Raw genomic sequence first — 15,421 nt, forward strand, 5'->3', positions numbered from 1 at the left:
ATTTGATTTCCCCAAAATACGTCAATATACTTACACAAAGAAAATCATTTAGGATTGCTCTAGATATAGAAAATCATTTAGGATTGCTATACCAGATAGCGTACAATTTGCCTTAAAAAGCTTTGATAATATCTGGATAGCTGATGGCTCAACATTAGAAGCATTATTTAAGAAGCTACAAAGTTTATCAGATGTGCCAATTGGTCAATTAGCCGGAAAAATGGGAGTAATTATAGACCTAGTAACTCATCTTCCCGAAGAAATTTGGTTTGGGGAAAATCCGAAACAAGCAGATACTAATTGGGAGGAAGATTTACTAAAAACAGTTAAGCCTAAAACTTTACTATTATTGGATCGAGGCTTCTATCATTTCGCTTTTTGGTCAAAACTCATTTCTCAAGAAATTGGATTTATCACTCGAATCAAGAAAGGTGCATCTTATCAAATCGAGCGGGTATTAACCAATACGTATGATGTCAAAGACCAGATAATTAAAATAGGTGCAGGCACAAAACAGACACCAGCTTTGACTATAAGATTAGTACAGATTCGCTCCAAGACTTCCTGGCGTTCTTATCTGACAAGTGTCCGAGAACCTGAAATATTGCCCCCTTATGTAGTAGCAGATTTATATCAAAGACGCTGGCGAATTGAAGACGCATTTTGTACAGTAAAAAGATTATTAAATCTCAGCTATTTATGGACAGGTTCATTAAACGGAATCAAGCTTCCAATCTGGGCTACTTGGCTATTTTATGCGGTTTTAGTAGATTTAGGAGATGCGGTGGCAGATGAACTAGGAGTACCAATTGAACGGGTTTCATTAGAAATGATTTATCGGGGGATGTATCATTTTTCGGTTGCCTATCAAAAAGGAATAGCTTCTGACCTAGTTAAGTATTTTGCCGGCGACGAAAATCAAGATTTAGGGATTGTTAAGCTAGGCATGAAAACCTTATGTCAGGCTAATTATTTCTCCTTTCCCTGGAACTCAAAGAAGTCCCGAACAATTTTTTTTCAATAATAAAGGAACAAATGGAGTCATATTTTAATTGGGTCAACAGGTAAAAAATGAGTAAAATTACTCATTGACAACTGTGTTTTTAGCTTAACTTGTGAGTAATGGAATATGCTCAAAACTTTACCAGCTCTATGGGGCCGCCTGCCAAGTCATTTAGGATGGCACTGGGGGCATTAATCATTAAAGAGAAATTAGGTACGAGCGATCGCGAAACCGTAGAACAAATCAGAGATAACCCATAGCTGCAATACTTTATCGGTCTATCATCCTACAGCAATGAAATCCCATTATACCAATTTCCTAAATTTCTGCTACAGATAGAGCCTCTAAAATGAATTGCCATCCCGTCAAAGAAGCAATGAGTTCATTCGTCAACTTGTTTAACTCTTTTTGCACCGCTGCTCTCAACTCCTCTATGTGTTCAAATCTTAACCATTTTAATTGTTCTTTTACATACCCCCACAGTCTTTCTATTGGATTTACTTCCGGACTGTAGGCGGGCTGAAACAGTAAAATTACATTTTCTGGTATGCTTAAATTTAAAGAGTTATGAAACCCTCCATTATCTACTTGAATTATATGTAAATCAAGAGGATACTTACTGGCAAACAGCTCTAAGAATTTCTCAAAGCACACGGTATCTAGATGCGTAAACTCGTAAAAAAAGCTCTCTCCTGTTAGTGGTTCTACTGCACCGTATAGCCACAAATAAATAAAATCCCATAGCACTTGGACGTGCGGTTTTATGCCGCGACCTGTGAGCTTCCTTCTCTGTATTGTATGCAGCCCCATCCGACTTTCATCTTCACTCCAATATCGCACTTTTTCCCACTGCTTTAAAAAACTCTCACTCTGACTCAGACTGCCATTAATTAGAGATGAGAGTTTTTTTTAAATTCTTCTACTACCCCGGTTTTCTGTTTCTCACTCACCGGACGCGGGACTTTTAATTTTCCTTTGAGCCGATATCTTGCCCACTGGTGTACTGTGCGATATGCCGCTTTTACTTCACAGCAACTTGTCAGCCATTGGTGTACTTCTTTGTAGCTACTGAATCCTTCGGGTTCTTGTAATTCCTTTGATAATCTCTCTACAGTTTCAGGATTCATTATTCTTGGTCTTCCCGAACGAGGTTTCTGCAATAACAATTCTTCTATTCCCCCCGAGCGATAACTAGACAACCATCTTTGTATTGTGGTACGATGTTTTCCTAACCGCACAGCAGCAGACAATACGCTGTCTACCGTTTGGGTTTTGAGCCAATACAGAACTTGCAGTTTTTCGTGGCGGTGAGCGTCTTTTTCTCTCCTCAAAAGAACTTTTAGTTCTTCTTCTGTTTCCCGAATTTCAATTTTGACCACTCCTGACATTTTTCCTCCTTCTGTTTGGGTACTAACTTACAAAAATGACCTTTACTAATTGTAGCACTACTTTATGAAATTGGTATTAAATGCATCCCTCTTAGTTCATTATTGACAAAGAATAAGTGTCAATCTGGTCAATAAAGTGAATCAAAAAATGCTAAAAAAAATCCGAGAAGCCACTGCCCCTCACTCCGAAGAAGACCACTCAGAAATCGAAAGTTTGTCCCAACCTCATATCCGTCCCATAGTCAGGGGGAAAGCAGGAAAAACGACAGAGTTGGGAGCAAAATTATCAGCCAGCAGCTTTGAAGGTTATGTATTTTTATATCGAATTAGTTGGGATAACTTCAATGAATCAGGAGACTTAAAAGCTCAAGTAGAAGCTTTTAAATAATTCACAGGGCATTATCCAGAATCGGTTCATGTTGACCAGATTTACCGCAGCCGAGATAACCGATCATGGTGTAAAGAAAGATGAATTAGGATGAGCGGTTCTCCTTTGGGAAGACCGCCAGCGTATGTGAGTAAAGAAAAAAAGAAGCAACCCGCATCTGATGAGAGAGTTCGGAATGCCATTGAGGGAAAGTTCGGACAAGCGAAACGCAGATTTAATCTCGATCTGGTGATGGCAAAACTTGATAATATTTCCCAAACAGCTATTTCAATCGCTTTTTTAGTCATGAACCTTGTGGCGGGATTGAAAATGTTATTGTGGTTTTTTTGTGTCAAATTTCATCAATAACAACTTTCTCCCCTGCGGAGATTACCAAAATTTATATTCGGGTATCTGAACGACAACAAAAACTTAATTTAGCGACTTGTTGGAATTAGCGCTAGAGTTATTTTTGAGCTTCCTTTACTTATTCAGCAAGCCCTAATTAGAGCTGCATGACTTTTTTGGGTTCTCTATTGTTCAGTTAGTTCTTGTCGGTTAAATCATACCTCATTTATCTGAGAAAGGCTATAGAAATTAGTCATTAGTGAGTTTGGACGATCGCACCCCATGCCCTCTTCCTTCACAATTACCACGGCGAACCGATCATAGTAAAAGCAGCCCAATAATAAGGATGCGACAAATTTCGATCGCCCCTGGCGGTCAACTCCGACGGTAAAGGCAGAGCTTGATTGTTGCCCGATCGCCTCAAATAACCATCTTGCAACCGCACTTCACCCCGCAGCATCGCCAACTGCGCTTGCCGCAAAGCCTCAGCCTTAATCGGCGCCGTGCGCAACTGCTGGTAAAACTCAGTCATCAGGCCCAAAGTACCGACATCGCTGACATACCACAAACTCGCCAAAGCCGATTTTACCCCCGCGTGCACCGCCAACCCCGCAAACCCCAACTCAGCTTGTTCGTCTCCCACTGCCGTAGTACACGCACTCAAAACCAACAACTCAACCTGCGGGTTAGATAACTTCAACTGATCCAACTGATTCAACCGCAACTTAGTATCCCAAAACTGAATGTAAGAATTTTCTGCCCCCCCTGGCTGAAAATCGCCGTGAGTAGCTAAATGAATAATTTTGTATTGCGATTGATTGCGCTTATCCTTCAAATTTGCCAAAGTAAAAGCTTCATTGAGAAAAGACGAACCGGGCCAAATCTTGCCCACAATTGTCGATATTTCCAGCGGCACTGCCGGCAAAGGATTTTGATCGTATTTGGCAGGAAAATTCGACGCACCCATCGCCAAAACTTCAGAACTCTTAACATCTGCATAGCGAGTATCAGTTAAACTCAAACTTGGAATCAGCCCCAAACTGTACTTTTCTACCAAAAACTGCTTGCCGTCGTAAAGAGCAGCTAAAGGCAAAGTCCGCAAACCGGCATCCATCGAAAACACCAAAGTGTCAATCTTGTTAGCATCTAATTCCGGTTGCAGCGGTGCAATTAACCACTGGTAAAGTTCCTCGGCAGGTTCCTTGTAATCAGCAGCATTCAATCTCCTGGGAGTTCTGATAGCATTAGTGAATTCTTTAGCAACTTGCAGCACTGTCTCGCGGCTTGCAGGCACGCTTTTAAAAACACTTTTGCCGTCTGGCAATAACAACACAAGTTCTAAATGTTTCTCTTTCGCCCACACGTAAAGGATGGCGGGTTTAACTCCCGTCAAGCGATTGACGCTGCTGAGAGTATCTCGAATACTTTGCTGCGTGACCGACTTTTGACCGAGATTGCCCCCAAAGTAACGTTCAAATTCCCGACCCTGAGTTCTATCCCTTTGCTGCACTGCGTCGATCGGATTTATTTGCCCGATCGAACTCGATCTAGAAATCTCAGGAACCCTGACATTCCCGATACTTCCTGCACTCGCCCCACTTGCCGGCTTCTGTGCAGTTGCCCCCCCGCTGCCGTTTTCTGTCGCCGCCGGCGCACCCTGATTGTCTGTTAACACCGACTGCGACAGCAATACCGAGCCTGCCGCAGTCTCGTTCGACCCCGCCTCAACAGAGGCAGCAGCAGGTTCTGGCGAGACATTTGTGTTACTGCTCTTTGGCGCAGACGCTGCGGAGGGGAGACTCACCTCACTCACAATTTGTTGAGAATTGTCTGTAGTTTTTAGTGCCACGCTGGTAGTTGGTGCCGGACTCGACACGATCGCCAGCGGCCCGATAGTAGTTGAGGAGGTGGCAGTGTTCGACTTCGAGTTTCCCGTCCCAACAGTCGCCACCGTGCAAGTTCTCGACGGGCAAGCGCTTTGAGAGAGCGTCAGCGAACCCGACCGAGCCAGCCCGTCTGTAGAAATGCTGACCTCGGCGCGCTCGGCAGCCGTTCCCGTTCCCGCAGCCCGAAACGCTCCCCCCGCATCGATTTCCACATCGCCGCCCGTATTGCCGCGAGCTTTGATCGAAACAACTTCAACATCTTTCTGCCCGGTAATCTTGCTCGAACCGGCACTTCCCGACTGCGAACTGGAATTGATCACGCCTGTAACGATCCGCCCCGGCGCCGCAATCGAAATATCTCCCCCGCTTCTGGAACCGAAAGCATCGATGTTGCCGGTTTCTACCGCAGCGGCGCTGTCGATGTTGATATCGCCCGCCGCGGAAGCCGATCGAGATGAAAGCGTACCAGCAGTCAAGTTGCCTTGAGTGCTAGTGATGTTAATCCCCGCAGTCGAGGTAACGTCTCCGACGGCTACAGTACCGCCCATCAGAGAGATCGTGGCGTTATCAGTTCCGACGATCGCACCCGTTCCCACGATCGCGCCAGTGCCGTTGGGCGATTGAATCGTCGTCGGGTCTTGAAATGTCACCGTCACTGGTGTTGAATCTGGCGTTCCAGAAGCAATCGAGATCGCACCGCTACCGTCAGCGCGCCCGATCGCGATCGAAGCAAACCCATTCCGCAGCGAGTTCAATTCCCCAGCAGTCAAGTTCAGAGCTTCGGTATCGCCAGAACCTTCAATTATAATATTTTGACTGGGATCGGCCGGTTGCAGCACCAAATTGCCGTTGCTGGCGATCGAATTGTTGCCACCCGTCAAGTCAATATCGTTGCCGGTTAAAGTAATATTTCCCGGTGTTTTCGAGCCGCCAGCTTGGATCGCACCTGCAGTGACTCCATTGCGTCCCGTCAGCGTAACATTCCCCGCGCGATCGCCCCTCGTGTCGATCGCCCCTGCAGTCACCGTTCCCTCTGCGGTAACGCTAACATCTCCCGCCTCCGAGCGTGGCACTTTGGCAGAATTGACAGAAGTGTTGATGGTGGGGGCAGTTCCAGTACGTAGCTGACCGGTTGTGACATTGCCCGCTGTGCTGGCGATGCGAATTTCCTGATTGTTGGTAGTGATATTTCCGGTTCTGATATTGCCGTCAGCTTTGAGAGTAATTGAGGCATTGTCGGTCCCTGTCAAGGAATTTGTGGTAGTGATTGTTCCCAAACCCGCCGGCGATTGAATAATTAGCGAGTCATAAAATGTGAAATCGTTGGCAATCAGAATCGAACCGATACCGTTGCTGCGGCCGATCGTAATTCCAGCAAACCCATTTTGCAAACTTCCGAGGTCGCTTGCCGTCAGATTCAAATACATATTAGTGCCGACATCTCCTGAACCGCCGATCGCAATATTTTGACCTGGGTTCCAAGGTTGCATTACCAAAAAGCCAGTGCCGCTGACTGAATTTTTGTCGCCTTTAAAATTAATTTCATTACCAGTCAAAGTAATGTTTCCCGAACCCCCTGCGACGAAGCTCACTCCCAGAATATTCTGAGCTGTCAATGTTACATTTCCCGTCGCTTCCGGGCCGCTGGCATCAATTTTTTGGACCGTTACGTTCAGACCTTCGAGCAAAATATTCCCGCTACTGCCGGTGCTAGGATTCGATGAAGAAATATTGTTGGCAACGGTCGATCCCTGACTAATCAAACTAATATTTCCGCCGTTGCTTGACAAATTGCCCGCAGTAATTTTATTTCCCGAAATGGCGATCGCACCGCCTTGAGTGCTAATTGTATCGACCGCATTCATCGAAAAAACACCCGCCCCACTGCGATCGGCATCTGCTCTCAATGTCACCGAACCAGTAGTTGCTTGAAAGCTCAACTGATTGTCCGCCAAATCAGCAATTGTAATATCGTTGAGCGCTTCGAGAACCACATTTGTCGTCGCCGACATACTTTCCAAAGCTCTAGCCGAAATTCTTAGCGAAGGCTCAGAATTGTTTGGCTGTGGTGATGGAGTTCCTGTTGACAAAATATTATTGTTGGCAATTATTGCCGCATCGCCGGTACCTTCTGGGGAATCTGTAATTAAAATATTCTCTGGATCTAACAGCAAAGTCCCCAAACCGTTTGTCCCGGAAGTATCGACAGTACCGTTAAAAATCAATCTTTGCTTGCCCGAAACTTCCACAAACCCGCCAACACCTGCGGTTCCCGTTGCAGAAACGCCATTCGCGCTGATGCTGCCTAAAAATGCTGTCGTGTTGTCAGCCCAGACAAAAACTCTGCCGCCGTTGCCTGATTGAGTTGCGTTGGCGGCGATCGAACTTTTGCCATCCACGTAAGTCATTGTTGCATTCGGCACAGTTCCCTCGCCTCGGTAATCTCCCCCAATCCGCACAGTTCCGCCGCCGTCGGGTCCCGAAGCCTCAATCTTCGCTCCCAACAGCCCTACCTTGTCGCCCAACACGTTGACACTTCCTCCCGCGCCCCCCCTGGCAGACACGTCCGCATCACCCGCTACCAGCGCAGTTCCAGCACCTGCAGGCACTGTTGGGCCGCCTGTGAGCACGACTTCACCTTGAGCGTTGGTAGTTATACCCGTAGCGTTAGCCACGCCGGGGCCAGAGAGCAGCCGAGGTAAACTCTGGGGAGAGAAGGGAAGAGCTTCCGAACCCGACACTCCCGCAGCCGGAGAAACTTCTAAACTCAGCAACAGTCCGTTTTGACTGAACCGCACCAGATTTTCGCCCGGGACAGCCGCCACAGTAATTTGACCGCCCGGGGCTGAAAGTTTGCCCGTACTGATGACCGTACCGCCCAGCAAAGTCAAATTTTGCCCGGTTCCGACAGCCAAGTTACCGGCATTGACAATACTCCCCGGCTGTGAGCCAAAAACAAAAGCATTCGGCGTTCCGACTAGCGCTGCGTAGTCATTCGCCCCTGTACTGTTGAACCAACGGTCGTCAAAACCGATACCGCTAGCGGTGGTAGCAAAAAAAGACCCGGACACATCAAGTCGGGCATTTGCTCCGAAGATGATGCCTGCGGGATTCATCAGCAACAAGTTAGAATTGCCGCCGCTAACTTGAATTAGACCGTTAATTAAGGAAGCGTCCCCGCCGACAACGCGGCCGAGAATATTTTTTATGGTTGGGTTGGAGATGAAATTGGCAGTTTCGCCTGAATTCAGACCGAACCGAGTAAAACTGTGGAATAGATTTGCTCCGTCTCTGGAGGGAGTGCCGCCTTGAATGTCGTAGCGAGGGGGCGACCCTGTACCTGGGGCGGTGACAGCGGTTCCGGTGCCGTCTGGGGCTGGAGTAATAGATTGTGCAGCAGCAATTTGAGATTGGGGATAAATTGCCACGAATACACATCCGCTGCTGTTTTCTTTTAAGAACAGCAGGTTGGGGGAAAAATCTAATATCCAAAATCCGGCAATGGGAATTGCTGCCAGAATCGACCGCACAGCACGTTGAGCATTCATAAGTTTGCCTCGGTCTAGACCTTGATTCGAGTTTAAAATTGAGATTTTAGGTAAAAAAGAGTCGATCGCACCCCAATGCTGACACTTCCTAACGCTAGTTCTCGATCGCAAATCTTAAATTTTCAGTCTAAATTTGATTGTGTCACCAACATAGCAAAGACAAACAGTAAGTGTCGAAGCCCAGGAAATTTAAACAGCGAAAATTATGAGCGATGGAATTGTGCGTCTGATCGGTTTAACTGGGGGCATCGCCACCGGTAAAACCGCTATATCTAATTATCTGAGAGATGCCTGGGGATTTCCGATTTTAGATGCCGATATTTACGCCCGCGAAGCTGTGAACCCAGGTTCGCCAATACTGGACTCTATTGTAGAGCGATACGGCGCCCTTATTTTGCTCCCCGACGGCAATTTAAATCGGCCCGAGTTGGGAAATATTATTTTTTGTAACGCAGCCGAGCGGGAGTGGTTGGAACAACAGATTCACCCTTATGTCCGCCGCCGATTTGTTGAGGAAACCCAAAGCTGCTTTGCTGCATTGACTCCAGTATCGCAAGGCACACATCACTTAAGTACAAAAACTCAAGAAACCGGGTTTGTTCACCGCGATCAAAAGCTAGAACGAAGTATTGTTGAAAAAAACTCCGGTTTCTGCGCCCCGACTGACACGTTGACTTTGGTTTTGGTAGTGCCGCTGCTGTTTGAAGCTAACATGACTGACTTGTGTACCGAAATTTGGGTGGTGTACTGTTCGCCGGGAGTGCAGTTAGAACGACTAATGCAGCGAGACGGCTTGAGTTACGATCGAGCTAATGCCCGCATTAACGCCCAGTTACCGCTAGCTCAAAAGTGTCAACAAGCTGATGTTATTTTGGACAACTCGTCAACCCTCGACTCGGTGTTCTTACAGGTAGATGCGCAAGTCAGTCGATGTGAGATTTGAGATTTGAGATGTAAGATTGACTCCACAATTTTGTGAACGGGCTTTTTTTTTCAGAACCGCTTTCGACTCGTCCTTCAAAGCGGCGCGCCAGCCATCTTGAGACAAAGCAAGAGAGACAGAAAAAGAAAAAAGGTTCACAATTCATTTGAAAATACCATAACAACCATTTATGAAGTTAATCTGAAGGATTAGATTTTGCTTTCTTTCAGGAATATCGTGCACCAAAATATTTATATGTAGGGTGCTGATGACGCACCTCTGTAATCTGCATATCAATAAATTATGAAATTAAGCTGAAGACTATTAAAAATTTATAGTTTGCGGTTTTCGTTTCCTTATTTGCAGAGTGTTTCAAGAGGCTTCCAGGGTTTATACCATTTGAGATTTTAGATTTTAAAATAGGGAATGATTTATAACTACCAGGTTTTGGATCACCTGCCGAGAGTGGCATTCTTTTTTTTTAGATGGTATTAAATTTTGCTGGTTGGCCGCAAGTAGCAGACAGCTCGAACTTGCGAGCGAACAAGCGAGCTAGATAAGGGCTTTCACCTGCTTTCAACGAAAAATAAAAAAAGTGCAGGCGCCGTCAATTACTAATTGATGGTTTCGCTGCCATTAATTTTTTTTATCCTGATAGCAGAGTACAGACTGCGTATCAAGAAGGGGAAAATACAAATACCAAAATTTATTATGATCGGCGTTTACTCTTCCATCCTGATGTCAAGCCTGTTACTCAGCAGCACCGCAGTTAGCGCTCAAAGCTTAGAAACTGGATCGACCTTTTTTACTCAAGACAACTCTGCTCCAGACATTTTAACCGCTCTAGCCGACACTCAGACTTTTTACGCAGATAACGATAAAGATACGCCGCCCGAACGAGGAAGCGGGAGATAAAGGCGAAAAAAGCGATAATTGTCTGTTGGGAATTAGGTAATTACGGGGAGAATCGAAAATTGGGATAAGAAGAGAAAAATTGAAGATTTCCATCCATTAATTCAAAACTTAGGTACTGCGTACCAAAAAACCTATTTTTTAGCGGTATTTGACGACTCAAAACATAATTTTTGGCTGTTCCGGTTTTTTGGCCAAGCGTACTCAAGATATCAGATGCCACAAACAGGCGCGAAATGTTGCACTCAAAAAATAAAGGTAAAGCGCGAGTAGGAATCTTGCGCTTTACCTTTATTTTTTTAAACTTTTGAAACTTTAATCTTCTTCCGCAGCTTCGCCACCAACAACGACATCGCGAATCCGCAAACTCGGGCCGCCGCAGCCTACCGGCAAACCGCTTTGTCCTGCCTTGCCGCAGCCGCCGGATTCATCCCAGTAGAAATCGTCGCCGATCGCCTCAATATCGGCTAAAGTGCTGAAAACATTACCCGAAAGAGTAACATCCCGCACCGGATTGTCGAGTTTTCCGTCGCGGATCATCCAAGCTTCGCCGGCACTGAAAGTAAACATTTCGCCGTTAGTCATGCCGCCTTGCCAATTGCGCGCATAAACTCCTTCTTTGATACCAGAAAATAAGTCAGCAACCGGTGTATCACCCCGCTCGATCCAAGTATTCGTCATGCGGACGATCGGCGGATAATGATAATTCAAACAGCGAGCATTGCCAGTAGGCGTTTCTCCCAATTTCCCCGCAGTTTCCCGCGAGTGCAGCCGCCCGACTAAAGCGCCGTCTTTAATTAACTGAGTAGTAGTCGCGGGAGTGCCTTCGTCGTCGTAGAAATAGCTGCCCCGGTGTCCCTCTGGCGCTGCACCGTCGAAAATTTGCAAGTTTTCTGGGCCGAACTGGCGGCCGAGGGTCATAATTTCCAAAATGTCGGGATTTTCGTAGGCCATGTCGGCTTCGGAAAGGTGCCCAAAGGCTTCGTGGACGAATAATCCGGTCAAAATTGGGTCGATGACGACGGTGTAGGTGTTGCCTTGGACGGGGGGTAAGGCTAGGGAATCTACGGCGCGCTGAGCGGCGCTGCGAACTTGAACATCGAGATCGGTTAAGTCTTCGTAAGCTTTGCGCGAACCGGTGGTTTCGCGGCCTGTTTGTACGGTTTCCCCGCTGCGGGCCGTGGCAGCAAACCGCATTTCCATGTCTGCCCAACCTTGTTCGAGCATGGTGCCTTCGGAGGTGGCGAGGATGATGCGCTGGGTGCTGTCGCCGTAGCGCACCGAGATGGTTGCGATACGGGGGTCAATGCTGCGCAGAATCGCCGCGTAGCGATCGCACAATTGCTTTTTGTCAATTAGGGGAACCAGACGGGGGTCTGTTCCTGTCAGCGGCAGCAAGCAAATATCTTGTACTGGGGTAACTGATGCCAGAATCGTTTCTTCTTCGCCAATCAGTTTAGCCGCGGCGATGGCTTCTTCGATTCTTTCGGCGAGGGTGGAAAGTCGGTTAAAACTGGCAAAGCCCCAGCCGCCTTTGTGACAAGCTCGGACTTGGCCGCCAATTGAGACTCCTTCGCTGAGGGTTTCAATTTTTTCGCCTCGCAGCAGGATGTCGGTGCCTTCGGCTTCTTCGAGTCGAATTGCCAGATAATCCACTTGGTTGCGGTAGCGTGCCATTAAGTCTGACAGCAGATTTTTCGAGTCGGCGATCGAGGTGGGCATAAGGAAAGCACGGTGTTTAACTGACTTCATTTTGCACTTTTGTCAGGGCGATCGTGCAAAATATCGCCCCAAGCGCGGAGATTGCGACTTATTGGTACGGTTCTGCCAATGTCGTTAGTTGACAAATGTGGATATCCTGTGGGTTAGGAGGAAGGCGCAAGAAACTATGCGGGATTTTTCGATCGCGCTGGTGCTTGAGTCTTAACTCCTGAACTTTCCTATACATAAATACTTCACCCTTCATGCCTCCGAAGGTGGGTTTATAACTGTGAATACTTACTTTTTACCGACAATAAGCGAAATTTTAGCCTCCGAAGGCCAAGAAAATGACCTCAGTCTCTTTGATGCTAAGTTGGCGGGAGAAAACAACCGCCATCGGTGTCCTGCCAGCCGTGGGGCTTCTCGGCTGAAAGCTGAACAGGAATGGTACGGGGCGATCGCAGCTTTGAATCAAATGCTCGACCGGCAAAAACCCGGACAAAAAACAGATGCCGATCGAGCAAATTGTCGGTCGACAATCCCCAATTCCTGTCAGGGATTGGTGTTGTCGGGCCCGTCTTCGGTTTTGACTGACCCTGAGAGGGCCAACGGCTTTGCCAATTGGATTTTTACCAGTATTCCCGACAACGATGCTGCTTTGTGGTCTTTTCGTGCTAGACAAACTTTAGCTCTACTGCCGGCGGCTGATGAGCAAATATCTGTGCCTGCGGCGGCCCCAGCTTTGGCTTTGGCGATCGGCGATCCTTTGGCGCACGAGCAGTTTTGTTTGGTTTTAACTGCTAGTTTTAGCCTGGTGATGGTTTTGGGTGAAAATTCTGCGGGAATTCCGGCTTTTCTATTTTCTTTCGACCCGCAAGTAGTCGCCAAAGCTTGGGAAGTTTTGCGGCGCAGGGTGACTGAAAGCGACAGTTTGCTTGCCAATTCTGACGGCAGCTTCAATTTACCAGTTAGCCAAGTAACTAATAATTCTACTAAATTAGACGCGCTGTTCGAGCAGTTTTTGCCGATGGCTCCAAATTATCAAACAGTGATGCAGTTCAGCCGCTTGCTGTTGCATAATTTGCCTGTTGGGAAAGAGGAAGCAGGCCGGGTAAAGGATGAAAGAATTGATGATGGTTTGAGTCCGAGGCGTCAAAAGTTATCGGCTACAGATATCAACTGCAAATCTCCAATTCCTCTGGCTAGTAAAGAGGTGGAATTGCTACAGGCGATCGCCCACGAAGTCCGCACTCCTTTGGCTACTATTCGCACGCTGACTCGATTATTGCTGAAACGTCCCAAACTTGAGCCGGTGGTGGTCAAGCGTTTGGAAATGATTGATGCTGAGTGTACCGCTCAGATCGATCGCTTCGGTTTAATTTTCCGCGCCGTGGAATTGGAAATGTCGCAAGCCCAAAATTCTGGCGTGCAGCTAACAGCAATGTCCCTCGGTGAAGTGCTGCAAAATAGCATTCCCCGCTGGCAAAAACAGGCGGCTGTGCGCAACCACAGTTTGGAAGTTATTGTTCCGAAAAAGTTGCCTGCGGTAGTCAGTGATCCGACGATGTTGGATCAGGTTTTAACTAATTTAATTGAGAATTTTACTCGAACTTTGCCATCGGGGAGTCGCATTCAGGTGGAGGTGACATTGGCGGGCGATCAGTTAAAGTTGCAGTTGGAATCGGAACACCTACCTGAAGGTAATGGCGCATCGACTTTTGCGGCTAAGGCGAATGCTCCTTTGCGATCGATCGGGCCTTTGTTGATGGTGCAGCCGGAGACGGGAAGTTTGAGTTTAAATTTGAGCGTGACTAAGAATTTATTTCGGGCTGCTGGCGGGAAGTTGGTAATTCGCCAGCGGCCTGAAAAGGGTGAGGTGATGACGGTATTTTTGCCGCTGCAATAGTTATTAATTATTGGCAAAATCTGTTGGGTCGGGTTTAACCAATCATCTATGTCAGAAATGAACAATATAATAAACCCGCCCCACCCCAACGACAAATCCGAATAGATATTTTTTAAAGGGGATAGAACCTCATGTTAATCTGGGTTTTTGGTTGGGTGGAGGCGGTTTTTAGAGATTGTTTGTGAGCCTTAAATATTGTTGGTAAAACCAGTCCATACAGCACGATCGCATTAATCAATTAAAATCTCGCTGAGTTTACTTAATAATTGCCTCATCCACCCTTCACAAATCAAACATCGTACCGGCTCGATATAATTTTTCGCAAACAAACTGCCGCAAAAACGACTGTTTTTGCAACACCACCTCCAACCAGAAAAAGGCTTAACGCCACCAAAAACTGTTGCAAAACTTATCTCAAAATCTGTCTCTCAAAAACGTACACTGATAGTTATTGGACTTTGGACAAGAATGAAAATAAAAAAGGATGAACGCGAAGTAAGAAGGGATAATGACGGTTTCAATAACGATACAGGTCATCATCCCAAAATTAATTATGCTAATAATTCTAACAGAGACTGAATTCCAAAAGTTCCGAGGTGAGTGGCACAGCCAGTTCAAAAAACGAGCAGACAGCACAATGGACTTGTTGGATGCGCTGCGTAGCAATAATCATGCGCCAAGTGTGGTCCATTTAAGCCTGAATTGGTTGTTTAGGGGAAAGTACAGTAGGGAATCTACACATCTCTAAGCTCTTGATTCGGAGCAGCACAAAGATTGTATCGATCTCATCTTTACCTCAAGAGAGGGAGTTGATCCCAAATCCTCATTGAACCCTTCAATTATGCTACCTGAAAACCCGGCAGATATTCTTTTACTATTTTCCAAAATGCCGAAAAGATATTTCTTTTAAACAACAATGTCGATTTCAAAGGAAATTTAACTTCACATTGTGCATCTTCTGGTAAAATTCAGTATAACTACATTGTCCCGTGACTGAAGGGCTTCCTTAGATTGCAAGAGGAAGACTTTTGCTAAATATCGATCCTATTTCCGCCAGAGTTCGCTAGAGAATCCCAATATACCTAATCCCCTATACAAAGACTACCAGTTCCACAGTTATGACCAGAGCCGAGCATAGAATTAAAATTACCTATATCTTCACGCATCATATTCGTTGGGTTCCCTTTGAATTGGTCGCCAAATGTATCGATAAGAGTAAATTCGCAATTGACTATATCATTCTTAATGAAGGCGATCCTATGATCTCCTTTTTAAGCCAGATTGATGTTCCTTGCACTGTTGCTTCCTATCAGGATTATAGCAATACCCCAGAGATCGTCAAATTTATCTATAGCAATCCTAAATCAGTTGTAAATACATTGAACTTTACCAATCCTGACTAAGTTGGTATGAATTCTGACTTTTTAGGAAAAAAGCCAT

The 15,421-nt window shown here is 46.2% G+C and carries 8 protein-coding genes and 3 pseudogenes; 7 read left to right on the top strand and 4 right to left on the bottom strand.

From position 1 onward, the window contains the following. Nucleotides 1-88: 88 nt before the first annotated feature. Together E5S67_RS28135 and E5S67_RS28140 are read left to right on the top strand one after the other, a co-directional pair. Nucleotides 89-1,052, top strand: a pseudogene (locus E5S67_RS28135) (IS4 family transposase); the annotation flags it as partial. Nucleotides 1,053-1,125: 73 nt separating this feature from the next. Next, nucleotides 1,126-1,260, top strand: a pseudogene (locus E5S67_RS28140) (transposase); the annotation flags it as partial. A 61-nt stretch (nucleotides 1,261-1,321) separates the two neighbouring features. On the opposite strand, the gene E5S67_RS28145 reads toward E5S67_RS28140, so the two are convergent. Both E5S67_RS28145 and E5S67_RS28150 read right to left on the bottom strand, forming a co-directional pair. Next, entirely contained in the window at nucleotides 1,322-1,843 is a 522-nt protein-coding gene (locus E5S67_RS28145) for an IS630 family transposase (protein WP_172192220.1), read from the bottom strand. Between the two features lie 50 nt (nucleotides 1,844-1,893). Further along, nucleotides 1,894-2,391 (bottom strand): helix-turn-helix domain-containing protein, encoded by a 498-nt coding sequence (locus E5S67_RS28150; protein WP_172192222.1) that lies wholly within the window; start codon nucleotides 2,389-2,391, stop codon nucleotides 1,894-1,896. 205 nt (nucleotides 2,392-2,596) lie between these two features. Here E5S67_RS28150 and E5S67_RS28155 point away from each other — a divergent pair. Continuing rightward, a pseudogene (locus E5S67_RS28155) lies at nucleotides 2,597-3,216 on the top strand (transposase); the annotation flags it as partial. 191 nt (nucleotides 3,217-3,407) lie between these two features. Here E5S67_RS28155 and E5S67_RS28160 read toward each other — a convergent pair. After that, entirely contained in the window at nucleotides 3,408-8,540 is a 5,133-nt protein-coding gene (locus E5S67_RS28160; RefSeq protein ID WP_172192224.1) for a CHAT domain-containing protein, read from the bottom strand. A gap of 205 nt (nucleotides 8,541-8,745) precedes the next feature. Here E5S67_RS28160 and coaE point away from each other — a divergent pair, with 205 nt between their 5' ends. Both coaE and patX read left to right on the top strand, forming a co-directional pair. Continuing rightward, the gene (coaE, locus tag E5S67_RS28165; RefSeq protein ID WP_172192226.1) at nucleotides 8,746-9,483 is read left to right on the top strand and encodes a dephospho-CoA kinase; all 738 of its coding nucleotides are present in this window, start codon (nucleotides 8,746-8,748) and stop codon (nucleotides 9,481-9,483) included. Between the two features lie 690 nt (nucleotides 9,484-10,173). Continuing rightward, nucleotides 10,174-10,377 carry a heterocyst-inhibiting protein PatX gene (gene patX, locus E5S67_RS28170; protein WP_172192228.1) on the top strand — a complete coding sequence of 68 codons (204 nt, stop codon included), beginning with the start codon at nucleotides 10,174-10,176 and terminating at the stop codon, nucleotides 10,375-10,377. A 312-nt stretch (nucleotides 10,378-10,689) separates the two neighbouring features. Here the strand turns inward: patX and E5S67_RS28175 are convergent, their stop codons facing one another. Continuing rightward, on the bottom strand, nucleotides 10,690-12,096 hold the full coding sequence (locus E5S67_RS28175) for a TldD/PmbA family protein (protein WP_172192234.1): 1,407 nt from the start codon (nucleotides 12,094-12,096) through the stop codon (nucleotides 10,690-10,692). Between the two features lie 268 nt (nucleotides 12,097-12,364). On the opposite strand from E5S67_RS28175, the gene E5S67_RS28180 reads away from it, so the two are divergent. Together E5S67_RS28180 and E5S67_RS32795 are read left to right on the top strand one after the other, a co-directional pair. Continuing rightward, entirely contained in the window at nucleotides 12,365-13,981 is a 1,617-nt protein-coding gene (locus E5S67_RS28180; protein ID WP_172192230.1) for a histidine kinase dimerization/phospho-acceptor domain-containing protein, read from the top strand. Nucleotides 13,982-15,099: 1,118 nt separating this feature from the next. After that, nucleotides 15,100-15,384: a hypothetical protein gene (locus E5S67_RS32795; protein ID WP_216670767.1), complete on the top strand. Its 285-nt coding sequence runs from the start codon at nucleotides 15,100-15,102 to the stop codon at nucleotides 15,382-15,384. Nucleotides 15,385-15,421: the final 37 nt, after the last annotated feature.

Origin of the sequence: Microcoleus asticus IPMA8 (genome assembly GCF_013179805.1) — a bacterium.
Taxonomy (GTDB): Bacteria; Cyanobacteriota; Cyanobacteriia; order Cyanobacteriales; family Microcoleaceae; genus Microcoleus; species Microcoleus asticus.